The sequence below is a fragment of the Bacillus sp. JK74 genome (genome assembly GCF_053663395.1).
In genome coordinates this window covers 68,256-93,155 of record NZ_JBSJQB010000002.1, presented here as the reverse complement: position 1 = coordinate 93,155, position 24,900 = coordinate 68,256, and the positions used below count along the sequence as shown (strand labels likewise).

Below are 24,900 nucleotides of genomic sequence, written 5' to 3'. Positions count from 1 at the left end.
TAGTGGCACAGCCAGAATTATTTCATGATTTACCGTTAGAAGAAGTAATCGGCGACCGTTTCGGACGCTACAGTAAATACATTATTCAAGACAGGGCGCTGCCCGACGCTCGTGACGGTTTAAAGCCGGTGCAGCGGAGAATTTTATACGCCATGCACGCAGACGGAAATACATTCGATAAAAATTTCCGTAAAGCGGCGAAAACGGTCGGAAACGTTATCGGTAATTATCATCCGCACGGTGACAGCTCCGTTTATGAAGCGATGGTGCGGATGAGCCAGGATTGGAAAGTGCGGAATGTGCTGATTGAGATGCACGGCAACAATGGAAGCATTGACGGTGATCCGCCGGCTGCCATGCGTTATACGGAAGCGAGATTATCTTCTATCGCGTCAGAGCTTTTGCGTGATATTGATAAAAATACGGTTGAATTCGTTCCGAACTTTGATGACACCAGTAAAGAGCCGGTTGTTTTGCCCGCCATGTTCCCTAACTTGCTTGTCAACGGATCCACCGGGATTTCAGCGGGCTATGCGACTGATATTCCCCCTCATCATCTGGGTGAGGTCATTGATGCCGTCATTAAACGGATTGAATCTCCGGATTGCACCGTCGATGACTTGATGCAGGTGATTAAAGGGCCTGACTTTCCGACAGGAGGCATTATTCAAGGAGTCGACGGCATTCGGAAGGCTTATGAAACCGGTAAAGGCAAAATTATTATCCGCGGCAAGGCTGAAGTGGAATCCGTAAGAGGCGGACGGGAGCAAATCGTCATTACAGAAATTCCGTTTGAAGTAAACAAAGCCAATCTCGTTAAGAAAATGGACGAATACCGCATAGACAAAAAAGTCGAAGGCATTTCTGAAGTCAGGGATGAAACTGACCGCACGGGGCTCCGGGTGGTCGTTGAGTTAAAGAAAGAAGCCGATGCAAAAGGCATCCTGAATTTCTTATATAAAAACACTGATCTGCAGACAACATATAACTTTAATATGGTCGCCATACATAACCGCCGGCCGATGCTGATGAGTCTTACGGCCATCCTGGATGCGTATATTTCCCATCAGAAGGAAGTGGTGACAAACCGCTCCGTCTTTGAATTACAAAAAGCAAAAGAGCGGCATCACATCGTTGAAGGACTGATGAAGGCGCTGTCTGTGTTAGATGAGGTCATAGCGGTCATCCGGGCAAGCAGCGACAAGAAAGATGCGAAACAAAACTTAATTTCTAAATTCGCATTTACGGAGCCGCAGGCCGAAGCGATCGTATCCTTGCAACTGTATCGTCTGACAAACACGGATATTACGGCGCTAAAAGAGGAAGCGGAAGAGCTCAGCAAGAAAATTCAGGAGCTCGAAGCCATTTTAAGTCATGATAAAAAGCTGTTAAAAGTCATTACAAGCAGCCTGAAAAAATTGAAAAAGACCTATGCTGACAGCAGACGGTCTGTCATTGAAGAAAAGATTGAGGAAATTAAAATCAATCTTGAAGTCATGGTTGCCTCTGAGGACGTATATGTGACAGTCACAAAAGACGGCTATGTAAAACGAACAAGCCAGCGGTCATTTGCCGCTTCTAACGGCCAGGATTTCGGTATGAAGGATACTGACAGACTGATTCACCAATTTGAAATGAATACAACGGATGTTCTCCTGCTCTTTACCAATAAGGGAAGCTATGTTTATTGCCCGGTTCACCAGCTTCCCGATATCAGGTGGAAAGACATGGGGCAGCACGTAACGAACATCATCACGATTGACCGTGATGAAACCATCGTGAAAGCTATACCGGTAAAAGAATTTGATCCATCTTCATATTTATTGTTCATGACGAAAAACGGCATGGTGAAAAGAACTGAAATGACGCATTACAAAGCGCAGCGTTACTCGAAAGCGCTTGTTGCCCTTAACCTTAAAGGGGATGATGAGCTGATTGATGTTCATGTCACAGACGGCGGCAGCCAGCTGTTTATCGCCACCCGCCTCGGGTACGGTTTATGGTTCGGTGAAGATGAAGTAAATGTAGTCGGTGCCCGTGCGGCCGGCGTAAAGGGCATAAATTTAAAAGACGGTGATACCGTCGTATCAGGGCAAATTCTGCATGAAACAGATTCGCTCGTCCTCGTCACACAGCGGGGAGCGATCAAACGGATGAACCTATCTGAATTCGAAAAAACATCCAGGGCGAAACGCGGTGTCATCATGCTGCGTGAGCTTAAAAAGAACCCGCATCGGGCAGTCGGCGTATTCGCGTGCGCTTTAGCCGACATGATCGCTGCGGAAACAGAAAAAGGCGAGAGAATCGAAATCGCCGTGAAGTCCTTGCGGTCGAATGACCGATACAGCAACGGCTCCTTCTTTACCGATGAAGATGAGACAGGGCCGGTAACAGATGTATGGCGTATCCCTGCATACGATGTTTAAGAGTAAAAATAAAAAACCTCCGCTCATTGAGCGGAGGTTTTACTATTTAGCTTTCATGGCTGCCGAATAAGTCAGTGATAGCGTGAATGACTTCGATTCCCTGCCATACAAATAAATTCAACGCAGTGAATGAAAACAACCCTAAAATCACCATTCGTAAGATAAACAACATGTTTAACAACCTCCTCATTTTATGTTACATAGATAGGCGATGTTGAACATGAAGCTCATCGAAATACGAGGACTGATAAAATTTAGCGATTAAAAAGCTTTTCTTTCGCTGTCTTCTCCAGGAGGCGGGGCGTCTCCTGTCTGATATCACGATCAGTGAGACAGAAGCGGCAAAAAGCGCCGTCAAGATATATGAGCCCGTCAGCGATTTTTTCTCATCATCAGCATTTTGGCCGGCCTTCATTTCGTGCATTTCCTGCTGGTCGGCTACCGCTTTAAAATGATGAGCGGTATCAAACGCATGGGGAATGGAGAGCAAATGAAAGCTTGCAATCGCTAAAAATAAAATAGAGGCTTTTAAAAACAAGATTTTTTTCAAATGTTCTCCTCCCTTCATAAGTCTGAATATTTTTATTATAATACCCTAATTTAAATGTAAAGTAAACACATTTATTAAATTTAAAAAATTATTATCCTGGTTAAGTATATACCATTCCATCCATCTTTTCATCTCTTTTTTCTTAAAGACCTATTTGTTATGATATGCACGCATTCCTTATAACGTGACAACATTTTTCAGGCTGTAAGATAAAAAACGGGGCATGACAGCAAAAGATGTGATGAAGAAACCGAAACATTTTCTTAAAAAAACTTCTCAACCACTGTTGTTGTGATATAATAATACCCGTTGTGTTAAAAGATCTAACATATGCAGCAAAAATGACAGTAAAAGATATGTAAAAGGGAGGTTAAACATGGAGGCTTTCATCAGTGAAATCATAAATGTTCCAAATGATTTTATTTGGAAGTATCTTGTTTATATTTTAGTCGGGATCGGATTGTACTTTACGTTCCGTTTTCGCTTTATTCAATTCCAGTACTTTTTTGAAATGTTCAGAATCGTCGGGGAGAAGCCGCAAGGAAATAAAGGAGTGTCTTCAATGCAGGCATTCTTTATCTCAGCCGCTTCTCGTGTCGGAACCGGAAACTTGACCGGCGTCGCGCTGGCGATTGCAACAGGCGGTCCCGGCGCAGTATTTTGGATGTGGATCGTAGCGATTGTCGGTATGGCTTCCAGCTTTGTGGAAAGCACTTTGGCGCAGCTGTATAAAGTGCGTTCCGGTGACGAATTCCGCGGCGGTCCGGCATATTACATGGCAAAGGGTCTGGGCGCCCGCTGGCTCGGTATTTTATTCGCCGTATTGATTACCGTTTCTTTCGGACTTATCTTTAACGCCGTGCAGTCAAATACGATTTCTGTGGCGTTTGACGAAGCGTTCCATGTGAATAAAACAGTTATCGCAATCATTTTAGCTGTATTAACGGCTTTCATTATATTCGGCGGTCTGAAGCGTGTTGTTTCCGTCTCGCAATTAATCGTTCCGGTTATGGCGGGAATTTATATTCTGATCGCGCTGTATGTCGTGATTGTAAATATCTCGGCGGTACCTGAGCTGCTTGTTACGATTGTGAAAAATGCGTTCGGTTTTGAGCAGATCGTCGGCGGAAGCTTAGGAAGCATCATTATTATCGGAGCGCAGCGCGGCCTGTTTTCAAACGAAGCGGGAATGGGAAGCGCGCCGAATGCGGCAGCAGCTGCACATGTGTCGCATCCGGCTAAGCAGGGATTAATTCAGACCCTCGGCGTGTTCTTTGATACGTTTATCGTTTGTACATCGACTGCTTTTATCATTTTATTGTACAGCTTTACGCCTAAAGGCGACGGCATCCAAGTGACGCAAGCCGCACTGCAGCACCATCTCGGCGGATGGGCGCCGACATTTATTGCGATTGCGATGTTTTTATTCGCATTCAGCTCAGTCGTCGGCAACTATTACTATGGTGAAACGAATATCGAATTTATTAAAACAAGCAAAACATGGCTTAATATTTACCGCGTATTCGTCGTAGTGATGGTGGTATACGGATGTTTGGCTGACTTCCAGATCGTCTGGGACATGGCAAACTTGTTTATGGGACTCTTGGCTCTCATTAACTTAGTGGCAATCTTACTGCTGAGTAATGTAGCCTACAAGATCTATAAGGATTATGCCGCTCAGCGCAAAAAAGGTCTTGATCCTGTATTCAAAGCCGAGAATACCCCGGAGCTCCAGCATATTGAAACATGGGCGGAAGAAGAAGGTACAAGCCCTGAACGTAAGACTGCTAACTGAGGAAACATGCATACAATTTTCAAAAAAACCCCTTACATTTTGTTGTGAGGGGTTTTTTATGTGAAAAACCGGGTTATTTTTACTGAAAACAGATTTTTTTGAATTTATTGTATTTTCCTCTTGTGTATGTAAGGGCTTTCATATAAAGTTTAACTAAACCGGTTTACCAAACCGATTTAGTCTTAAAGGAAAGGAGTATTGATGTGGCTTCTGATTATGGCATTTTTACGATCGGTGATGCGATGATCACCTTAAATCCCGCAAGCACAGGACCTTTGCGTTTTGTTACCCATTTTGAACGAAAAGCAGGAGGAGCTGAACTGAATTTTGCGATTGCATGCGCCAGATTGAACCTGCACTCAAAGTGGGTCAGCAGACTGGGGAAGGATGAGTTCGGCAGAGTGATTTATCAGTTTGCCAAAGGAGAAGGAATTGATGTGACTGACGTCTCCTATGTTGAAGGCTTTCCTACATCTTTAAATGTCAAAGAGATCAGAAATGACGGTTCAGGCAAGACGTTTTACTATCGTTTCAATTCACCAATTCTGACTCTTGCACCGGAAGATATAACAGAGAATATGTTTGCCGGCATTCACATCGTTCATCTTACCGGTGTGTTCCTCGCACTTGATAAGAAAAATCTTGAAATTGCTGAAAGAGTGCTTTCCATCGCCAAAGCAAGAAAGATTCCCGTATCTTTTGATCCGAATATCAGGCTGAAGCTGTGGACGATTGAGGAGGCTCGTGCGGCATTTCATCAAATCTTTCCGCATACTGATATTCTTCTGGCGGGCCGGGACGAAATGAAACAGCTGACAGGTATAGGAGAAAATGAAGCATTAGCCCGGTTTGCAGAGAGCTATTCAATCAGTCAGCTTGTCATAAAAGACGGTGAAGCAGGTTCTGCGCTGTATCATGATCATAAGTGGGTTCACAAAGAGGCTTTCCCGGTTGCGCCTGTCGACACGGTAGGAGCGGGTGACGGCTTTAATGCCGGCTACCTGTACAGTTATCTGCATGGTTTTGAACCGGAAAAACGTCTGGAGTTTGCAAATGCAGTCGGTGCGCTCGTCACCACAGTTTCCGGTGACAATGAAGGGCTTCCCTGCCTAGAAGAGGTTCTGTCATTTGTAAACAAAGAGACTGTGATTGAACGGTAGCAAGCACAACTTAAAAAGCGGGTGAAAAAATGAAAGCGGTTCAAGTACGGAAAGCATTTGATCTGATGGTGACGGAATGTGAGAAACCGTCAGTTGTCCACGCGGATGATGTTCTTGTCAAGGTGAAGCGGGTCGGAATTTGCGGATCAGATTTGCATATTTATCATGGGACAAATCCGTTAGCGTCCCTGCCGAGAGTAATCGGACATGAAGTCACAGGGGAAGTCGCAAAGACCGGTTCTCATGTCCGGCGTTTCAAGCCGGGTGACCGGGTAGTGATTGAACCGATATCTTATTGCGGAACATGCTATGCCTGCCGGAAAGGACGTCCGAACGTCTGCAAAGCGCTTTCGGTGTTCGGCGTTCATGAAGATGGCGGGATGCGGGAATATATCGTGCTTCCGGAAAAGCAGCTGCATGCTGTTTCGCCCGATCTGCCCTGGGAGGAAGCGGTCATGGCAGAACCATATACGATCGGCGCCCAGGCCGTTTGGAGAGGCCGTGTCGAGAAGGAAGATACCGTTTTGATTCAAGGAGCGGGACCAATCGGAATCTGCATATTAAAAATGGCAAAGTTCAAAGGCGCTTCCGTCATGATAACCGACTTGAATGATGAACGCTTGGCATTCGCTGAAAAAAACGGTGCGGACGTTACCGTCAACGCGTAAAAAGAAGATCCCGTTTTGCGGGTGAACGAATGGACAAAAAATGAAGGCGCCAATGTCGTCATTGATGCTGTCTGTCTCCCCTCAACGTTTGAAACGTCCATTGACGCGGTGTCTCCGGCCGGTCATGTGGTTGTGCTAGGTTTTGATGAGAGGACTGCCGGCATTTCTCAGCTTCCGATCACAAAAAAGGAAGTCACGATCACCGGTTCAAGATTGCAGACGAATCAGTTTCCGTACATTACAGACTTACTGAATAAAGGCCTGTTAACGCATGGCGGTCTTATTACACATACATTTTCAGCAGATGACGTCCATCAAGCATTTCAGTTGATCGAACAGCACCCGGGCAAGGTGGGAAAAGCAATCATTACGTTTGATTAAAGGAGGAGCGAGAATGCTGCCTAAGTACGCCATTTACGAAAAACTTCTGCATGCACAAGTGGTGGCTGTCATAAGGGGACAAAACAGCCAAGAGGCGCTTGAAGTTTCAAAAGCGGCCATTTCAGGAGGTATCAGCGCCATTGAGCTTACATACACAACTCCTGAAGTGGAAGATGTCTTTAAGGAACTCCGGCATCAAGATATTCTTCTTGGAGCCGGTTCTGTAATGGATACAGAAACGGCGAGACACGCCATTTTATCAGGCGCTTCATTTATCGTCAGCTCTCATTTTGTAAAAGAGATAGCATCTCTATGCAACCAGTACAGCGTACCGTATCTTCCGGGATGCATGAGCGTGTCTGATATGGCTTTGGCGCTCGAAGCCGGATGTGATGTGGTAAAGCTGTTCCCCGCTAATTCGTTTGACCCTTCATTTATCAAGTCGGTCAACGGCCCTCTGCCGAATGTCCGCATTATGCCGACCGGGGGTATCTCATTAAACAGTATGAATGACTGGCTTTCTGCCGGAGCGGTCGCGGTCGGAGTGGGAAGCGACTTGACAAGAGCATATCAAAAGGGCGGCTATGAAGCTGCCGTATCCCTCAGCAAAGAATACGTCTGCCGAAAAAACGAATATACGGGGGTGTAATATGAATATCACGTTTCGCTGGTATGGCCAAGGTAATGATACGGTGACTCTTGAACATGTCAGACAAATTCCCGGTGTCAAAGGCATCGTCTGGGCTCTTCACCAGAAGCCCGCGGGCGAAGTATGGGAAAAGGAGGACATTGAAGCGGAAGTCAGATTCATTCAATCCTATGGGTTTCATGCAGAGGTCGTGGAAAGCGTGAATGTTCATGAAGCCATTAAACTCGGCCATGAAGAACGCGGACAATATATTGAGCACTATAAACAGACCATTCGCAATCTGTCCGAATTCGGCGTGAAAGTCATCTGTTACAATTTCATGCCGATATTTGACTGGACGCGTACCGATATGTTCCGCGCGCTGGAGGATGGGTCAACCGCTTTGTTTTTTGAAAAAGCGAAAGTGGAAAGTCTGCCTCCGGAGGAACTGATCCGCACGGTTGAGAAATCTTCTGATTTGACGCTTCCCGGGTGGGAGCCGGAGAAAATGGCCCGGATCAAGGAACTGTTTGAGGACTATCAAACGGTCGGTGAAAAACAGCTTTGGGCCAATCTAGAATTCTTTTTACATGAAATCCTTCCTGTAGCGGAGGAACACGGCATTCAAATGGCCATTCATCCGGATGATCCGCCCTGGTCAATTTTTGGCCTGCCCCGTATTATCACCGGTGAGAAAAGTTATGAAAAGCTGCGAGAGATTTCAGATTCACCCGCCAACTGTATTACGTTGTGCACGGGTTCGATGGGAGCGGATCCCGCCAATGATATGGTGAAGATCGCCAAACACTATGCGGGAGCTGCGCCGTTTGCCCATATACGAAATGTGAAAATCTGTGATAACGGTGATTTTACGGAAACTTCGCATCTTACCAGTGATGGGTCCATTGATATTACCGGTGTGGTAAAAGAATTGCACGGCCAAGGCTACAAAGGATATGTACGGCCTGATCACGGCCGTCATATCTGGGGCGAACAATGCCGGCCGGGTTATGGTTTATATGATCGTGCCTTAGGAATTATGTACTTGAGCGGACTGTGGGATGCATTCTCGTCTCATGAGAAAGAGGTGAAGGGATGAGACCGATTCATGAATGTTTATCAGGAAGAACCGCTGTCATAACAGGCGGGAGCGGTGTTCTCTGTTCAGCAATGGCAAAGGAGCTTTCACGGCAGGGGATGAAAATTGCGATCGTCAGCCGGAATGCTGATAAAGCAGAGCGTGCGGCGGGCGAGATTGCTGACGCTGGAGGAACCGCCGTTTCTGTACCGGCTGATGTTTCAGCCCGTGATTCTCTCGAAAAGGCAAAAGACGAGATTATCAGCCGGTTCGGTTCTGTCAATCTTTTAATTAACGGAGCCGGGGGAAACCACGCTGATGCGATCACTGCCAGTGAGACGTATGAAGAGGATGAGCAGAGCCCATCATTTTTTGATATGGACGAAACGGGATTTTCCAGCGTATTTTCAAGCAACTTTACCGGTGCATTTCTGGCATCGCAAGTGTTTGGAAAAGACCTTTTGAAGGCGGAATGTCCCGCGATTATTAATATTTCTTCTATGAGCGCGTATACACCGATGACAAAGGTGCCTGCCTACAGCGCGGCTAAGGCGGCGGTTCAGAATTTTACGATGTGGATGGCTGTTCATTTCGCAAAAAAAGGGCTGCGGGTGAATGCCATCGCTCCGGGTTTCTTTTTGACTGCGCAAAACCGTGGGTTGTTATTACAGGAAGATGGAAGTCTGACAGACCGATCCAATAAGATTATGGCACATACACCGATGAAACGTTTCGGGAAACCGGAAGACCTTCTGGGAACGCTCCTGTGGCTTTCGGATGATTCATGCTCAGGCTTTATCACCGGGGTCACCGTTCCCGTCGACGGAGGTTTTATGGCTTATTCGGGAGTGTGACAGAATCCCTGTCCCTGTCAGATTGTAAACGATTTACTTCTGACTTATACTAGTGAAAAATGAAGACAGACGGGGATGAGTCTATGAAAACCATTACAATTTCTGATGTGGCGAAATATGCAAACGTATCTAAAAGCACCGTATCTCAATTTTTAAACCAGCGCTATGATTATATGAGCGAGAAAACGAAACAAAAAATAGAAGCGGCCATTCAAGAGCTGAACTATCAGCCGAATTTTGTCGCCCGCAGCTTAAAACAGAAATCAACATTTACGGTAGGTGTGGTGGTGGCTAATATTCTTCACACCTTTTCCACTCAGGTCATCAGGGCGGTGGAAGACTATTTTCATGAACAAGGATTTCATATTATTGTCTGCAATGCGGATGATGAACCGGAAAAAGAAAAGAAATATATTGAAATGCTCAGGGCCAAGCAGGTGGACGGAATTATTATTTTTCCGACGGGCGAAAATCTCTCTTTATATGAAAAGATGAAACGCGATACGTTTCCGGTTGTGTTTATGGACAGAACCATTGAAAAACTCGGGATTCCGACAGTGATGCTTGATAACCATCATGCAGCCGGTCTTGCCGTTGACCGGTTTATCGAGAGCGGCATTAAGAGAATCGCGATTATTACGACGTCCATTATTCGGGAAATCAGTCCGAGGGTAGAGCGGATTGAAGGGTATAAAAAGGCGCTTGACCGCAACGGAATGATGGTGCGGAACGAATATATCAAAACAGCCGATGCGGCTGATATTTCCAATGTTTTGTCAGAGCTGTTCTCCCTTCAGGAGCCTCCGAAAGCGATATTGGCGGCAAACGATATTGTTCTTGTTGAGGTGCTGAAGTATATGAAGGAGCATGATATGACAATTCCTGATAAGGCAGCCGTCATCGGAATTGATGAAGTTCCTTTTGCGGGGTTTTTTACTCCTCCGATTACGACGATCGTCCAGCCTGCGGCAGAAATGGCGCGAAAAGCGGGAAGCCTTCTTCTTCGCCAGATACAAGAAAAAGATAGCGGTGAAAAACGGATTCACCGCTATAAACCGGCGCTTCTCGCAAGGCAATCCGGATAACCGGTTTCATTGCATAAACCGGTTTACTCCGGCAATTTAAATTATGAAATAAGAGGGAGGGATTTTATGTTCTCAAAGGATAGATTCCCTATTATTCTTCTTTTATTTTCAGCCGGGGTGATTAACTATTTAGACCGCTCAGCGCTGTCTATTGCAGCGCCGTTCATACAGCAGGATCTCACATTGTCTGCAACCCAAATGGGGCTGATTTTCAGCAGTTTTTCTGTCGGATACGCTGTGTTTAACTTTCTCGGCGGTGTTGCATCTGACCGGTACGGGGCTAAATTGACATTGTGTACGGCGATGATCGTTTGGTCTCTTTTCAGCGGGGCGGTTGCGCTTGCTTTCGGATTTGTAAGTCTTTTGATTATCCGTATTTTATTCGGTATGGGCGAGGGGCCGCTGTCGGCTGCCATAAGCAAAATGGTCAACAATTGGTTTCCTCCGTCTCAGCGCGCCACGGTCATCGGCCTGACAAACAGCGGCACGCCGCTCGGCGGAGCGATTTCCGGCCCGATTGTCGGGATGATTGCTGTGGCATTCAGCTGGAAGGTTTCCTTTGTCCTGATCATGATCGTGGGTTTAGTCTGGGCGTTTATCTGGTTTAAATTTGTCAAAGAACGGCCGGCGCCGACGGAAGACGCCCCGGCCATGAAAGCGGCGATTCAATCGCATGAGCAGCATATCCCGATGACCTTTTATTTGAAACAAAAAACGGTTCTCTTCACGGCTTTTGCCTTTTTCGCCTACAATTACATCTTATTTTTCTTCTTAACATGGTTTCCGAGCTATCTGGTGAAAGAACGCGGTTTAAGTGTTGAATTTATGAGTGTGGTGACTGTTATTCCCTGGATTCTTGGATTTATCGGTTTGGCGGCAGGCGGAATGATTTCTGATTATGTATTCAAAAAAACCGCCGGAAAAGGGGTTTTATTCTCACGGAAAGTCATTCTTGTCACTTGCCTGTTCGCTTCCGCTGTACTGATCGGATTTGCCGGACTTGTTACCACTGCCGTAAGTGCCGTTATTCTCGTTGCTTTATCAGTCTTCTTTTTATATATAACGGGCTCTATCTATTGGGCGGTGATTCACGATGTGGTTGATCAAAGGAATGTCGGGTCAGTCGGCGGCTTTATGCATTTTCTTGCAAACACGGCCGGTATTATCGGGCCTGCTTTAACCGGCTTTATCGCGGATAAAAGCGGATCATTCTCGGGGGCGTTTTTGCTTGCAGGCGGATTAGCTGTTTTGGCCTCAGCTGCGGTAATCCGTTTCGTGCGTCCGATTATCATTCAAACAGTTTCTGAAGATAAAAAAGACACCATACCTTATTCATAAGTCATCAAAGTCATTGAGGCTGTCCTGCCGATAACGGGATGGCCTTTTCGTTCTGCCGTTTGACCTGTTCCTATGATAATATAGGAATTGTTTACAAAAGAAGGGAAGAGAAGGGAGCATGAAACAGAAGCCGATATATGTCGAAATCAATATTGCATCTGATATAGAAACACTTTGGGAATATACGCAAAACCCGCATCTTCATAAGGAATGGGATCTGCGTTTTTCTGACATTACATATCTTCATAGGCTGCCAGATGAACCGCAGAGATTTCTATATGAAACACGAATCGGTTTTGGGCTGAAGGTATCCGGCACAGGCGAATCAATAGGTGACATGAGGCCTCGCTCGTCAGAAAGAGTGTCTTCGCTCGCTTTTGCCTCTGATCATCCGCTGTCACTTATAAAAGAAGGCAGGGGCTACTGGAAGTATATAGAGCGGGATAACGGACAAACCTCATTTTTGACTCAATATCAATATGAAACGGTCCGCGGTCTGCCGGGAAGTTGGATAGACCGGTTTTTATTTCGTCCTCTGCTAAGCTGGGCTACCGCATGGAGCTTTGATGCGTTGCGGCTTTGGATAGAACAAAACAGACATCCGAAGATATCAGTCCGTTTCGGATTTGTCTATGTCTGTATGTGTCTCGTATTCAGTCTGTATTGGTTTTTTCAAGGCTTTCATGATGGCTGTGCCGATGCAGAGATCGTGAGGGGAGCGCTGGAGACAGGGTTAGGGGTATTATGGCTGCTTCCCATGCGGAGAAAGTGGCTGATTCACGCCGGGCAGTCAGTCTTCTTTTGTGTAACGGCACTGCTATATTCCGGCGGCGGATTCGTGATCTCTTTAGGAGTGCTTACGATAGCCGGCATGATTCTTAAGTTCAAGCTGCCGAGCGCCTGGCATACAAAACGAAAGAGAGAAGTGAAATGACGGATTCAATGTATGAAAAAGCGATTACTCATTATCAATCACTGCACCCGATGCTGCAGAAACGGTACAGATTTGACGGATCACGCACGTTTTGCGGAGAAGGCGTTATGTCAGAAATAAAGGGAGGTTCTTTTCTTGTCAGAATGCTTTTAAAGACCGGTGTTTTTTTCAGATGTTTTTTCTCAGAGAGGGGAAACGATATCCCTTTCACTATCGAAAACAAAATCAGGCAAAATGGCGTGGAATGGAATCGTACCTTTTTCTTTAAAAGCAAAACGCGTTTTTTTGATGCAGTCATGGAATATGATGAGCGGGAAAACAGAATTCTTGATTACTTCGGCAAACCTCACATCCTACTGTCTGAACTGCATTTAGAAGCGTCTTCAGACGGAGGGCTTGTTATTACATCCGGAAGGCAGTGGCTCCTGATAGGCGGAAAGAAAATCCCGCTTCCGGCATGGCTGTGCGGCAGTTCAACCGTTTATGAGGCTTATGATGAGGAAATGAATTGCTTCAGCATAAAGGTTCATGTGAAAAACCGGATACTCGGCACGCTTTTCTCTTACCGGGGGACTTTCCGGGAAACAGAGGGAGAAACATGCTGAAGCGTCATCTCATGGTCAGCGTGATTAGCTTTTTGGGATTTGCGGCGGCTGAAGCTCCGTATATATCAGCTGCTGAGACGTTTGTTTTATTATCCATACTTTTTTTCGTTCCCGCTGTATTCTGCTTTGCTTTTCGGCCGTCAAAGACCTTAGAGAATGTGTTGTTACGGAGTTATCCTGTTGCCGCTATATGTGCGGCGCTTGCGCTTGTCACAGGCTTCAGTTTTTTTGCCTTTGTGTGGCTCATTTATACGCTTGGACTGGCACTGTATGCTGTCTGGCGGCTGATGAAAACAAATATTCACAGAACAGAAGAGATGTCTGTTATGGCGGGTTTCATTTATTTGGCCGGGGGCGGATTCTGGTTCTTCGCATATGTTCTTGAGATTCCCGTCATGAATTTCGGCCCGCTTATCGTTCTGCTGACGGCGGTGCACTTTCACTATTCCGCTTTTCTCATTCCGATCTTTAACGGATTGCTCGGCAGGATCATACGGGAGAAACGCGTACTTTACCGGTGGAGCACGGTCATTATTTTGATTTCGCCGGTCCTTATTGCCTTGGGGATTACATTTTCAAAGACACTTGATGTGATTGCTGTCGCTCTGTACCTGGCGGGTCTGTATGTAAATGCATATCTCGTCTTTAAGGCGCCGTTTGTTACGAAAACAGGCAGGATCTTGATCAGGAGTTCTTCGGCTGTGTTAATGATCACAATTGCTTTTTCTTTGATATATTCGTACGGTGTCTACCGCGAGGAGGCAACGCTCACGATCAGCCAGATGATTTGGATTCACGGGGCCGTCAATGCATTCGGCGTTATCCTGCCGGCTTTGGCGGGGTGGAGAATAGAAAATCCTAGACCGTTCGATGAGAACAGTGAAAGAACGTTCAGCAGAATTTACGGGAAAGGAACGATAGGCAAAGATTTTTTGACTGACATTCATGCAGCAAATGACATCCATTATACCGGCCTTCAGGATCAGCTGAGAGAACTGCATTCTGAAGACTTTTCAATTGAAAAGCTGGCGCCGGCCGTTATTTCCTTTTATGAAGAGACAATTGATTATGACATCATGGCAAAAGTGACATGGAGCGGATGGTTTCGTCCGTTCGCGTGCGTGTACGAGCGGTTCAGCAGAAGAGCGGGGCAGATTCATCTGTCCATGAATCCGGATTGGTATATCATGCACAGTGATATTATAGGAATTGACTCTGACAAAGACGGCAGAAAAAATGTCCGTGCGTGGATCAGAACAAATGAAAAGCAGGAAACCGTTTTTACTGCGCTGTATTCAGCGTACAGGGCAAAAGGGGAAGGATACATGAATATCTCTCTTCCGCTGCCGTACGGCCAAATGACGGGCATTTTAAAGCCTTATGCGCATAAGCAGAATCTTGTTTTGACAAGCAGACGGCGAAAAAGCGGAGCGGGTGATGAAGGGATTTATCTCCAGACAAAATGGGGAACGTGTCATCTTCCGCTGGCAGAGACATTTCTTATTTCAGCCCAGAGCGAAACAAGCCTGAAGGCCGTTCATCATATGTGGCTGTTCGGACTGAAATTTTTAACTGTGCATTATCGGATCACTCACGCTTCCGCAGGTAACCGAAGCAAATAACAAGCTGCAGAGCCGTCTGTTCATCAGGCGGCTTTTTCTCATGCAAAGATTCCTACATTGAGCGGCATGATGAAGGCAGCCGGGCAGATGGCCCTGCTGAAAATCTTGTTCTTTTTGTTTATGATTCCGCACGCACTGGCTCTGTTAGTGATGAGAACTTTTGTTCGCAGGTGCGGAAACTGGGTCACATTGCCGTTTTTATTTAAATCATTCCTTTTATAATAGGTTTTTCACTCGGCATTATCTTTCCTTTGCTGCTTGGAATGTCGATTGAGTCTGTTCCGGCGGGCATGAGAGCAACATCGATGGGGCATACCAGGCGCTTTATGCACTCGGTATTTTCGGAGGACCTTGGTTGCGGGATTTTTTAATGATTGGCTGGGCTCAGAGCCGGATTTTATTTCGCTGCAGTGCTTTGGCTGGCGGCTGTCATACTTGCTCGGGGAGCCGATGCGAAAAATTCGTCGGAAAAAAGCAGGGAAGATGCGGCAAAGTATTATCAGACCTGATTTTTTATATGCTTGCCTAAAGAAATGATCTCATTGCGGGTAATGACCAAACAAGAAATTCATTTCAAGCTTGCTTTTGCGTTAGGTTTTATTTCAGCTGAATCAAAACTAACGCTGTAAACATTTTTATACGTGTAACGCTAACTGCAATAACACAATGTGCGGTTATTGCAGTTATAAATTTCTCTTTTTTGTCTCAATAACTAAAGTATACTTGGTTTATGAGACTGGTAATTCATTTCTCTGTGTAACTTCCTAGAATATATATTATGTAAACTAGAAATTGTGAAGAGAATATAAAAGTGGATACATATTCTAACAGCATCCCCTTTTTTGTAAGGTAATATTAAAAAACCTCTACGTCCTTAATAAATTAAATTGGTCATAAAGGTTTTTCAGTTTGAGTATTTTCATCGGTTATGTCACTTGTTGCTGGTCTTCTTGATCAAGTTCACGCCATCGTATGCCAGACTTTCCACACTTGCAGCTTTCTGCAGGATGTAATGATCAAATAGTCTGTAACAAGATTTCGCATCTCCGTGGCATCCCGTTCGCCTCTAAGTTCCTCATTCACACTGGTAAACACGATGTCGCAGTAATCTAAATGCGCAGCACGATTAACAGAGAAATAATAGGTATCCATGCTATTGTTAGCGCCAATGATCGCATTCATGTTATAGTTCGGTTCACAAAACAGCAGCAAAAAGGGTTTCTTAAGGTCGCTGCCCTGAAGGCCGAACGCTCCGCTGTCCAATCCAATCCCGCAGGCAAACCGGTCGTCGTCCCGGCAAACAATCGCCGTCGTAGCCCCGCCATAAGAATGTCCGACTATGCCCATGCCGATGTCAAGCCACAATCTGTCCTTAAAGATGGAATTCAGCTCTCCAGAGTCCAGTTTGACAAGATAATCGGCTGCATACCTTACATCTTCCGCCTGCAATTCACAATACTTTGTTAACTTGCCAAGAATCGGCAGTGTAAACACGTTATGGCACATCTTAATGGCAGTTTCATCGTCAGGACGCATCTCCATCTTACCAGACAACGCCAGCATCTCCGGATCTTCAGAAAACGCCAAAATGGCATCAGAAAAATCCTTTGATACATTAAACAGGCGCCCATCTTTACGCTTATACATCGTGCTATTCTGATGGCCGATGCTTACCGCCACATATCCCATGCTTGCCAAGTCTGTACAGATCACTGTGCCCCATTCTGGAGAACCGCCTCCGCCGCAAACATAGAATAACACCGGATAACGCTTTTCTTTCCCGGAGAGAGCAAGGTCGTCGTAACATTGGGTCTTGATATCTATAGAGTAAGCATCCTTCAACGCAGTGAGAAGCGGCTGCTCATCAAGCATTTCGCAGACTTCAGGAAACATGTACGTTGATGTAGTCTTCCCTTCGCTGCTGTCGGACGGATAGTACACAAACGCCGTCAGTTCTCTTTTTGTATGATCTGATGCCGTGTACTCAAAATCCATTTGGGTGCGGCCGACAGTATAGCCGCCAATTGGCTCTGGAAATGCGTCATACCTTTTCATTCTCTTGTTCCCCCTTAAGTAATAAAAGTGGCGGATGTGAAATACATACATTGCGCGATAAACGCTTTTCAAAACTGTGAAACGATTACATTAAATGTTCAGTGAATCATTATCTACTCCTTCACGTAAACCTCCATGTATTGCTGTTTAAGATGATAAAAGCGGACATCGTTGCTGATGTCCGCCTAAAGCTTAACTAATGGGGTTCTGTTCCCCAAATCAGTTTTCCTTGATGATATAATGTAATTTTTTTCGTTGTTTTAAACGTATTTGATTGAAAAAAGGAATAATCGCCGCTTTGTGCATAATTACTCCAGTCATCATGGTGAAGACGAAGCTGAATATTCCCTGTGCTTGCTCCCGGTGACAGCGTTCCTGTTTTAAACCCCAGTTCCAGATAGGTATCTGCACCTTGCTTAGGTTTATGCAGCGCCGCAAATTTGTGGATCAGATTGCCGCATCCAATTTGCGCGTAGTCACAGTCATAGTTTTGGCCTTTGTTTTTCGCGTTATACCAGTAACGGGCAGTGACATGTTTTAAATCAACCGTCGCATTGCCGTTATTTTTTATGTGAAGCTGCGGGCGGATTTGGTTGCTGTTCACACTCCCATCCCCTGCTTTGTATTGTACGGAAATGCCTTTTTCCTGTGCGGGGTTATCTTGTGCTGGCGTTTCAGGGGCGTCCTTCGTTGAATCTTTGCTGCCGTGAATGTTTTCTCTTACGAATGTTCCTGAAGCAGTTAAATCTGACAGCGGCCAGCCGCCTGTTTTAGATGCTCCCGGCTTTAAAGCCGAAGATGATTCCTGCTTATCAGAAAGATTCCAGTTCACCCAGCTGATGTTTTTGCTGTCGAGATAATTCAGCCATTCCCGCGACTGGTCAAGGAATACACCGCCATTTCCAGACGCGTCGCTTGTTCCCCATTCCGTCACGAAAATAGGCGCTCCTTTGCTGAGTGCATAGTTTGCTTTATCCCGTAAAGATTGGCCGTGTGTGCCGGCATAAAAATGAAGCGCGTACATGACGTTTGCATCTTTTAGCTGGTCATCGGCTGCATCATTCACATCTTGGCTCCATGTACCGGTTCCGACAATGATGATGTTGTCTGGATCATTTTTGCGGATAACGGAAATCACTTCTTCCGCATACGGTTTAATATCACGCTTCCAGTTCACATCACCGTTTGGTTCGTTTGCAATTTCATAAATGACGTTTGGCGTGTTTCCGTAAAGACTTGACATTTCCTTAAAAAATTCTTTTGCCTTCTCTTTATGTTGGTTTGGGTTGCCGTCATTTAAGATATGCCAGTCAATGATGACATATATCCCAAGTTCTTTTGCCGCTTCAACCGCTTCTTTTACTTTATTTTTCACGGACGGATTATCAATATAACCGCCGTCTGCCGTATACATCGCCGCGCGGAAAACGGTTATGCCCCAATCGTCTCTCAGCCATTTTAAGCTGTCTTTATTGACAAAATCGCCATACCATTGCAATCCATGTGAACTGATCCCTTTCAATTGTACCGCTTTGCCTTCCCGGTTTACGAGCTGTGTCCCTTTTATGCTAAGCTGCCCATTCTTGGCTATTGGCGTTTTTGTCCCTGCTGCAGATGCCGGCGAAACCTGCAAGCTGCCCATTGTCAATACCGTAATCAATAAACACGTAATAAAAATAGAAATTGACCGTTTCATATCTGATCTTTTCCTCCTTCGCATCATTTTGGATCTTCACTTCTTATGAGCTCGAACTCATTGTAAAAATCTTTCTCATGATTGTCTATCAACCTAATTTCTTGTTTTTGGGAGGTGTAAAAGCCTGTCAATTTGCTCTATCTCTATTGAATAAGACACACATGACACATATAGAACAAAGAAAACTGGACTGAATCGGGACTTTACACGTTATTTTTCAATCGAATCGAAAAATTAAATGTATTTCCAACGTAGACGCGCTAAATGTGATGAGTCTCAATATGGCATTGAATCTTATGATTGCTGTAAAAAGCGAGCCCTTGCCCGTCCTTGTTAATTTAAGGTTGATGTAAGGTTCGGATTAATACGGGTTAAGGTTGGAGTTGTACAATAAGATTGTACTTCAGTGTGGGATTCAGCCAGAAGAATTCCCCCTTTAATAAATCATAGAGGTGAAAAGGTTTGAGAGAAAATAAAATTTTGTCTTCATTATGTTACTTCAGTATATTTTTTGCACCGTTTCTGTTTCCGATTATCGTCTATTTCTTAAGCCAGGACGATGTGAAAGATCATGCGAAAAAATCTTTATGGACGCATCTGATTCCTTATTTGATTTTTGGAATTGGCATCATCGCTTCAGGTCTACTCGGTATGAATGATATCAGACATGCCGGGCCTTTCCTGCTTGCGACTTATGCTGTTACATTCCTTGTGGCGATCTATTTTTTCATTTGGAACATTGTCAAAGGAATCAAAGTGTTTTCGGAACAATAGGAAAAAACGGTTCTGTTATTAATCAGCAGAACCGTTTTTTGTATAGCCATTATGATAATTGTATATCTATCGTTGTCCCTTCTCCCGCGGTGCTGTGAATGGTGATGTCCCCTCCGTGCTTTTGGATAATATCCTTTGCTATGGCCATTCCAAGACCAGAGCCTGCATGCGTCGTTCCTGTATTTGTCCCCCTGTAATAGCGATCAAACACTTTTTCCAGCTCCTCTTCTTCTATCCCTTTGCCGTTGTCCCTAATTGTCACATGAGTTCGTTCTTTTTGTTCAAGCTGTACAACGATCTTCACATCGGGATCATTGTGAACGAGGGCATTTAAAATGAGATTCGTGACCGCTCTCCGAATCAATATCGCATCAAGGTTCAGCATCAGCTTTTCCAGGTTCGTTTGAAGCTCAATGGACTTATCCGCATATCTGGAATCGTTTAAAATATCAATTAACGTTTCCCGCAGAAGCGATACAAGGTTTACCCGTTCTTTATTTAACATCACATCGTTGTTTTTCAGCCTTGTCGTTAAATTTAAATCTTCCATCACATCTTTCATATAGAGGGATTTACTCTCAATGATCCGGGCGTAATCTCTGATCTGTTCGACTGTGAGATGATAATTCGGATCTTTGATGATTTCTGCATAGCCTTGAATAGATGCTAATGGTGTTTTAATGTCATGAGAAATATGACTGATCCACTCTTCACGCATTTGCTCTAATTTATCTTTTTCTTTTTTGCTTAAAGATAGTTGTTCCGATAAGTGATTGACATTATAGAACACATCTTTATAAATGCCTTTGGATTTCATTTTGATCGTATAATCTCCATTAGCTAACCGCTGGATTCCTTGAATGACACGGCCGAGCGGTTTTGTGAGCTGCCGGCTGAATAGATAGCCAATGAGTAACGCGATTAATGCATCTATTGATAATAATATGATGGTTCCTGCATTGAACTTCGTCACAAATTCCTTGGTATCATATGAGAGGACAAATTTTCCGAGAGAGGGATTTTTAAACCCTATAAAGTAACTGTACTCCTTGCCGTTTACTTTTTTTCCGCCGGCGTAAATGGTTGATAATAATTGTTCATCCTTATATTTATGTAAATTTACAATTTCAATAGGCGTATATTTTTTCTTCAGTCCTTTAGGTTCTCTATCATGATAAACATCCTGTCCGTTTTCATCTAATATTTGAATCCATGCATTCTGCTCTTTTAAAGCTTTTTGGCCCTCTTTGTTTACTGTGATACCATTGTTCGATAATGTGACATATTGCCGGAATGATCTTGTGAAAGTTTCCGGTGTACTTTCTTCATCATGTTGGGTGTTCGCCTGGAAAACGAGCCAAAACATAAAAATAAATAAATTAATGAAGACTGTAATGATGGTCACTATGATGACAGATACCATGTATCTGCCTGTTAATCGCCAATTCATCCTTACGCATCCTTTACAACAAATTTGTAGCCTAACCCTTTCACAGTGACGAGAAAGTCTGGTTTTGATGGGACAGTTTCTATTTTCTCACGGAGCCTGCGTATATGAACCATCACCGTGTTGTCAGAACCGAAAAAGTCTTCTCCCCATACAGCTTGATAGAGTGTTTCTTTACTGATCACCCGATTGGGATGCTGCAGAAAATAGGTCATAAGCATAAGTTCTTTAGGTGTTAACTCAATAGCCGCTCCATTTTTGGTGAGCTCGGCTTGTTGTTGGTTTAATTCAAATGGCCCTTTTTTTATCACGGTTCCGGTTTGAGAAGGCTGTAAGTAAGAGACCCGTCTCAGCTGCGCTTTGACCCGGTATGCGACTTCTTTAGGGCTGAAAGGTTTTGTAATGTAGTCGTCCCCGCCGATGGCAAGTCCTACAATTTTATCCGTTTCCTCCCCCTTTGCAGACAAAAAGATGATAGGAATGTGTGAAATGTCCCTTATTTGCTTGCAGATATCATAGCCTTCACCGTCTGGCAGCATGATATCCAATATCACAAGATCGGGATTTTCTTGATGAAATTGAGCCAATCCGTCACGGGCAGTTGAAGCGGTCACTACGCGATCAATGCCTTCTCTTATTAATACGGTTTTGATCAGTTCCAAAATTTCTTTTTCATCGTCTATGATTAATACTTTGCTGTGAAGCCGTGACATATATTGATCACTCCTTGAAGTCATTGTCATTATTATACCCAATGTCCGTGTATCGTTAAAAAACCAACACTTCTCTTCCACAGAAAATAAGCCAATTTTCTTTTTCGAGTAAGAAAATTGGCTTATTGCGATGCTGATGTCTCTAACGCTTTACAACAAATGTTGTCACGCTTTGAGCCGGCAGATGGGCCCAAAAATGATTATCCGTTACTTTGAGATCCGTTCCAGGTTGAAGATTGCTGCTGCTGCTCGTGATCCATCTGGATACTTGCGAAGCAGACCCATTCTGCAACACGAAGTTTTGGTTGACCCCTGTGTTATTTTTATTAATGGCAACAATCACGACTTTATTGTCTCCTTTATAGGCTGACACATAAACATTCGGTTCAGGATTTTTCGTTGCATCAATCCTTACATAGCCAGGGCGCACAAATTTTGAGAAATGAGCCATATTGTATCCGCGTTTGCTGATCATCCCATCTTCTTTCATAGGGCCGTATGATCTGCGGATGTACCACCACACATAAGCTTGAAAATCTCCCTCTACCATTGAATGATGAATATGCTCTGAAACACCTAAAGCCTCAGGCCATCGATCCGCCGAGTTGTTATCACTGTTCGGATAGTATACTTCCGTCATCCAAAGGTCCTTCCCCGCTCCTTTTTGTTTGAAAAGAGGATAAGGAAACTGACTGACCTGAGTGCCGTACAGGTGGGTTCCGAGGATATCCATATTCCTAAGCGCCTGCGGATCGTTCAAAATGGGGTCCGATATATTTTTCAGGTATTGAAATGATTCCGGCGCAATCACACGGGCATTAATGGAACCGGCATTCTCTCTCATGAAACGCAGGATTTCTTGGGGCGTCCACCATGTCCATTCGTGAGCGTAATCAGGCTCGTTCTGCATAGAAATCGCATACAGATTCACACCATTACTCTTCATGAAATTAACGAAATCGTTAAGATGCTGCGCGTATGCGGCGTACTTATCGTATCTCAGCCGCTTAGCTGATGTGTCACCATTATGATTGAAAGTCTCAACCATATCGTTTGGCGGATTCCAAGGGGAAGCAAAAACGATTGCTCCATGTTTGATCGCACTCTTTGCAGTCTCCACTTCCTTGTACCAATTGTTTCTATTTTCATCTACATGAATTCTTAAGACCGAAAAACCTAACTGATTCTGTCCATTGCCAAAAGCGGTCTCCCGTTGAGGCGCAGTCAAATCTCCAATCCAAGCCGGGTGGTTCATTCCTCCAAAACCGCGAATCACTTGTCTATCTGCAGATATATTAACTGTTGCATCACTCGCTGCTGAAACTTCAGTAACTCCCGGTCCTATGAATATGACGGACAGCATTGTGAAACATACCAATAACACACAAATTGGTTTTTTTACGCTCGACATCATTTTTTTCCTCTCCTTCATTTGTCTTTTATGGACTTAGAAAACGTACCTTTGCTTATCTTTGTGTAAACTGCCAGTAATCAACATTAAACAAGTTTCCTGTACCAGTTCCGGTAAATACAAAGAATACGTTGTGAACACCGGATGCGCCGCTTACCGCAGTTTCTATTTCTCTCCAGGATTGCGTTCCGCCTGTGGAAGGGACATTCAAGGTTCCGACAAGCTTACCGTTTGCACTGTCTAGTCGCACTTCTATTTTTCCGCCAAGAGCGGATGCTACATTTGCTTTAAACGTTCTGGCACCGCCTGACCCGAAGTCTGCATTTCCAACAGCAATCCAGTCTCCGTTATGAATGTTTGTGACATGTTGATTATTGACCGGCCCGCCGGGTGCAGAGGAATTCTCGGTCAAAATCCGTCCGTTCCAGGCAAACGTTTCCGCTTCTACCCGGTGATATGGATTCAAGTTGGATAGCTGTTTGACACCTGCAAAATTTGCCGCTACCTCTTGCAGGGAGCCATCTGGATTATGCACAAGCTTATTTATATGGGGAGAACGGTATCCTTTGCCGGCCCCGTAAAGAGCGGAGCTGACAGTTTGAGTATGATACACCACATACCACTCGTTTTTAAAATTGAAAACAGCATGGTGATTGTTTCCGCCGCCTCCGAAAAATGCTCCCGGATTTTTCAGAAAGTGCCCTCTATACGAAAAAGAATTCATAGGACTTGAGCTGGTCATATAGCCGATCTCACCTGGAGGTTTATCGGCCGGGTGCGCGCCCCCGAAATTGATACAATAGGAATAGTAATATTTTCCGTTATACTTATGCATTCCCGAATCTTCAAACATAAAAGGCGCATCAATCGTAGATGCACTTCCGGCAACACTGGTCATATCAGGCCCCAATTTCATGACTCTTGCTGTTTTAGGATCGGCCCATTGCCCCTGTGTGGGATTTGAACCGCCCGGAACGCCTCCGCCGGCATATAGGTAACCGGTACCGTCATCATCTACGAATACTGCAGGATCAAAAAGCCATACAACACCGGACATTCCTGGTGTACTTGGCGTCACCAGCGGTTTTCCGATCGGATCTGTCCATGGGCCGGTCGGGCTGTCTGCGGTGAGAACCCCGATACCTCCGCCGCCGTTTGCGAAATAAAGGAAAAATTTATCCTTACCGTTGATCTTTTTCACCGCGGCTGACGGGGCCCATGATGCTCCTGCCCATTTGGCAATCCCCCGGCCGCCATTCACCCCATTGGCACCCGCTGCGGGAATCGCTCCGTGATCTGTCCAGTTCACCATATCCGCTGAAGATATGACGGATATTTTATTCAAATTGGCAAATGAATTATCCTTAATCGTGCCGTCGCTATTATATTCATAGTCATCGCTTGACATATAGATGTAGACTCTTCCGTTATAGGTCAGCGCAAACGGATCTGCGCCCAGATGGTGGTCGATAAGCGGATTTGAATTCCCAACATGTTTTGCAATTGGAGTGCTTACCGCATTCGCATATTCCCCAGGTAAACAGCTCAATAATAAAGCAAGAACAAATAAACATACGCTGCACTTTTTCATCAGCTTAACATCCTCCTGTTTCCGCATATTAGGTTTTTAAAAAATATGATAACAACAGGTCATGAAGAATGCGTAAAATGAATGATTTT

Annotated in this window: 20 protein-coding genes and 2 pseudogenes; 14 read left to right on the top strand and 8 right to left on the bottom strand. The window is 44.8% G+C overall.

Annotated features, from left to right (window positions below; translation table 11 throughout):
- Window positions 1-2 precede the first annotated feature (2 nt).
- Window positions 3-2,426, top strand: coding sequence for a DNA topoisomerase IV subunit A (gene parC, locus ACWJJ5_RS05250; protein ID WP_077722388.1), 2,424 nt, complete (start codon window positions 3-5; stop codon window positions 2,424-2,426).
- Window positions 2,427-2,472: 46 nt separating this feature from the next.
- Here the strand turns inward: parC and ACWJJ5_RS05245 are convergent, their stop codons facing one another.
- Both ACWJJ5_RS05245 and ACWJJ5_RS05240 read right to left on the bottom strand, forming a co-directional pair.
- The gene (locus ACWJJ5_RS05245; protein ID WP_003153957.1) at window positions 2,473-2,598 is read right to left on the bottom strand and encodes a hypothetical protein; all 126 of its coding nucleotides are present in this window, start codon (window positions 2,596-2,598) and stop codon (window positions 2,473-2,475) included.
- 24 nt (window positions 2,599-2,622) lie between these two features.
- Window positions 2,623-2,976: a hypothetical protein gene (locus ACWJJ5_RS05240; protein WP_102422674.1), complete on the bottom strand. Its 354-nt coding sequence runs from the start codon at window positions 2,974-2,976 to the stop codon at window positions 2,623-2,625.
- Window positions 2,977-3,352: 376 nt separating this feature from the next.
- On the opposite strand from ACWJJ5_RS05240, the gene ACWJJ5_RS05235 reads away from it, so the two are divergent.
- The 12 genes and pseudogenes from ACWJJ5_RS05235 (at window position 3,353) to ACWJJ5_RS05180 (ending at window position 15,633) form a co-directional block, all read left to right on the top strand.
- Window positions 3,353-4,771, top strand: coding sequence for an alanine/glycine:cation symporter family protein (locus tag ACWJJ5_RS05235; RefSeq protein ID WP_454022264.1), 1,419 nt, complete (start codon window positions 3,353-3,355; stop codon window positions 4,769-4,771).
- A 203-nt stretch (window positions 4,772-4,974) separates the two neighbouring features.
- Window positions 4,975-5,931 carry a sugar kinase gene (locus tag ACWJJ5_RS05230; protein WP_070081888.1) on the top strand — a complete coding sequence of 319 codons (957 nt, stop codon included), beginning with the start codon at window positions 4,975-4,977 and terminating at the stop codon, window positions 5,929-5,931.
- A 29-nt stretch (window positions 5,932-5,960) separates the two neighbouring features.
- Window positions 5,961-6,980 (top strand): annotated as a pseudogene (locus ACWJJ5_RS05225) (zinc-binding alcohol dehydrogenase family protein).
- A 13-nt stretch (window positions 6,981-6,993) separates the two neighbouring features.
- Entirely contained in the window at window positions 6,994-7,629 is a 636-nt protein-coding gene (locus tag ACWJJ5_RS05220) for a bifunctional 2-keto-4-hydroxyglutarate aldolase/2-keto-3-deoxy-6-phosphogluconate aldolase (RefSeq protein ID WP_173613222.1), read from the top strand.
- A 1-nt stretch (window position 7,630) separates the two neighbouring features.
- Complete coding sequence (gene uxuA, locus ACWJJ5_RS05215) at window positions 7,631-8,707, top strand: mannonate dehydratase (protein WP_173613223.1); 1,077 nt, start codon at window positions 7,631-7,633, stop codon at window positions 8,705-8,707.
- Window positions 8,704-9,540, top strand: a complete 837-nt coding sequence (locus ACWJJ5_RS05210) for an SDR family oxidoreductase (protein WP_454022263.1) — start codon at window positions 8,704-8,706, stop codon at window positions 9,538-9,540. Before uxuA ends, ACWJJ5_RS05210 begins: the two co-directional genes overlap by 4 nt.
- 83 nt (window positions 9,541-9,623) lie before the next feature.
- Window positions 9,624-10,625 carry a substrate-binding domain-containing protein gene (locus ACWJJ5_RS05205; protein ID WP_166706253.1) on the top strand — a complete coding sequence of 334 codons (1,002 nt, stop codon included), beginning with the start codon at window positions 9,624-9,626 and terminating at the stop codon, window positions 10,623-10,625.
- A 66-nt stretch (window positions 10,626-10,691) separates the two neighbouring features.
- Window positions 10,692-11,963: an MFS transporter gene (locus tag ACWJJ5_RS05200; protein WP_070081892.1), complete on the top strand. Its 1,272-nt coding sequence runs from the start codon at window positions 10,692-10,694 to the stop codon at window positions 11,961-11,963.
- A gap of 118 nt (window positions 11,964-12,081) precedes the next feature.
- Window positions 12,082-12,897 carry a hypothetical protein gene (locus tag ACWJJ5_RS05195; protein WP_176283344.1) on the top strand — a complete coding sequence of 272 codons (816 nt, stop codon included), beginning with the start codon at window positions 12,082-12,084 and terminating at the stop codon, window positions 12,895-12,897.
- Window positions 12,894-13,502, top strand: a complete 609-nt coding sequence (locus ACWJJ5_RS05190; RefSeq protein WP_070081894.1) for a DUF4166 domain-containing protein — start codon at window positions 12,894-12,896, stop codon at window positions 13,500-13,502. Before ACWJJ5_RS05195 ends, ACWJJ5_RS05190 begins: the two co-directional genes overlap by 4 nt.
- Complete coding sequence (locus ACWJJ5_RS05185; RefSeq protein WP_070081895.1) at window positions 13,496-15,124, top strand: YndJ family protein; 1,629 nt, start codon at window positions 13,496-13,498, stop codon at window positions 15,122-15,124. Before ACWJJ5_RS05190 ends, ACWJJ5_RS05185 begins: the two co-directional genes overlap by 7 nt.
- Before the next feature lie 374 nt (window positions 15,125-15,498).
- The gene (locus ACWJJ5_RS05180) at window positions 15,499-15,633 is read left to right on the top strand and encodes a hypothetical protein (RefSeq protein ID WP_255219917.1); all 135 of its coding nucleotides are present in this window, start codon (window positions 15,499-15,501) and stop codon (window positions 15,631-15,633) included.
- Window positions 15,634-16,055: 422 nt separating this feature from the next.
- Here ACWJJ5_RS05180 and ACWJJ5_RS05175 read toward each other — a convergent pair.
- Together ACWJJ5_RS05175 and ACWJJ5_RS05170 are read right to left on the bottom strand one after the other, a co-directional pair.
- Window positions 16,056-17,179: pseudogene (locus ACWJJ5_RS05175) on the bottom strand (alpha/beta hydrolase).
- A 196-nt stretch (window positions 17,180-17,375) separates the two neighbouring features.
- Window positions 17,376-18,875: a cellulase family glycosylhydrolase gene (locus tag ACWJJ5_RS05170; RefSeq protein WP_070081897.1), complete on the bottom strand. Its 1,500-nt coding sequence runs from the start codon at window positions 18,873-18,875 to the stop codon at window positions 17,376-17,378.
- A 462-nt stretch (window positions 18,876-19,337) separates the two neighbouring features.
- Between ACWJJ5_RS05170 and ACWJJ5_RS05165 the strand changes: the two genes are divergently transcribed.
- Entirely contained in the window at window positions 19,338-19,649 is a 312-nt protein-coding gene (locus ACWJJ5_RS05165) for a DUF4870 domain-containing protein (protein ID WP_070081898.1), read from the top strand.
- A 49-nt stretch (window positions 19,650-19,698) separates the two neighbouring features.
- Here the strand turns inward: ACWJJ5_RS05165 and ACWJJ5_RS05160 are convergent, their stop codons facing one another.
- From ACWJJ5_RS05160 to ACWJJ5_RS05145, 4 genes are all read right to left on the bottom strand, one after another.
- Window positions 19,699-21,099, bottom strand: coding sequence for a sensor histidine kinase (locus ACWJJ5_RS05160; RefSeq protein WP_278071887.1), 1,401 nt, complete (start codon window positions 21,097-21,099; stop codon window positions 19,699-19,701).
- A gap of 2 nt (window positions 21,100-21,101) precedes the next feature.
- Window positions 21,102-21,809 (bottom strand): response regulator transcription factor, encoded by a 708-nt coding sequence (locus ACWJJ5_RS05155; RefSeq protein ID WP_070081900.1) that lies wholly within the window; start codon window positions 21,807-21,809, stop codon window positions 21,102-21,104.
- Window positions 21,810-21,951: 142 nt separating this feature from the next.
- Entirely contained in the window at window positions 21,952-23,223 is a 1,272-nt protein-coding gene (locus ACWJJ5_RS05150) for a glycoside hydrolase (protein ID WP_101563064.1), read from the bottom strand.
- Between the two features lie 52 nt (window positions 23,224-23,275).
- Window positions 23,276-24,814, bottom strand: a complete 1,539-nt coding sequence (locus tag ACWJJ5_RS05145; RefSeq protein WP_102422689.1) for a glycoside hydrolase family 43 protein — start codon at window positions 24,812-24,814, stop codon at window positions 23,276-23,278.
- Between the last annotated feature and the right edge of the window lie 86 nt (window positions 24,815-24,900).

Excerpts from the sequence above, each read along its gene's own strand:
- ACWJJ5_RS05170 (WP_070081897.1), bottom strand. The coding sequence starts at position 18,875 with ATGAAACGGTCAATTTCTATTTTTATTACGTGTTTATTGATTACGGTA.
- ACWJJ5_RS05245 (WP_003153957.1), bottom strand. The coding sequence starts at position 2,598 with ATGTTGTTTATCTTACGAATGGTGATTTTAGGGTTGTTTTCATTCACT.
- ACWJJ5_RS05235 (WP_454022264.1), top strand. The coding sequence starts at position 3,353 with ATGGAGGCTTTCATCAGTGAAATCATAAATGTTCCAAATGATTTTATT.
- ACWJJ5_RS05205 (WP_166706253.1), top strand. The coding sequence starts at position 9,624 with ATGAAAACCATTACAATTTCTGATGTGGCGAAATATGCAAACGTATCT.
- ACWJJ5_RS05190 (WP_070081894.1), top strand. The coding sequence starts at position 12,894 with ATGACGGATTCAATGTATGAAAAAGCGATTACTCATTATCAATCACTG.
- ACWJJ5_RS05220 (WP_173613222.1), top strand. The coding sequence starts at position 6,994 with ATGCTGCCTAAGTACGCCATTTACGAAAAACTTCTGCATGCACAAGTG.
- ACWJJ5_RS05155 (WP_070081900.1), bottom strand. The coding sequence starts at position 21,809 with ATGTCACGGCTTCACAGCAAAGTATTAATCATAGACGATGAAAAAGAA.
- uxuA (WP_173613223.1), top strand. The coding sequence starts at position 7,631 with ATGAATATCACGTTTCGCTGGTATGGCCAAGGTAATGATACGGTGACT.
- ACWJJ5_RS05195 (WP_176283344.1), top strand. The coding sequence starts at position 12,082 with ATGAAACAGAAGCCGATATATGTCGAAATCAATATTGCATCTGATATA.
- ACWJJ5_RS05150 (WP_101563064.1), bottom strand. The coding sequence starts at position 23,223 with ATGATGTCGAGCGTAAAAAAACCAATTTGTGTGTTATTGGTATGTTTC.
- ACWJJ5_RS05160 (WP_278071887.1), bottom strand. The coding sequence starts at position 21,099 with ATGAATTGGCGATTAACAGGCAGATACATGGTATCTGTCATCATAGTG.
- ACWJJ5_RS05200 (WP_070081892.1), top strand. The coding sequence starts at position 10,692 with ATGTTCTCAAAGGATAGATTCCCTATTATTCTTCTTTTATTTTCAGCC.
- ACWJJ5_RS05185 (WP_070081895.1), top strand. The coding sequence starts at position 13,496 with ATGCTGAAGCGTCATCTCATGGTCAGCGTGATTAGCTTTTTGGGATTT.
- ACWJJ5_RS05210 (WP_454022263.1), top strand. The coding sequence starts at position 8,704 with ATGAGACCGATTCATGAATGTTTATCAGGAAGAACCGCTGTCATAACA.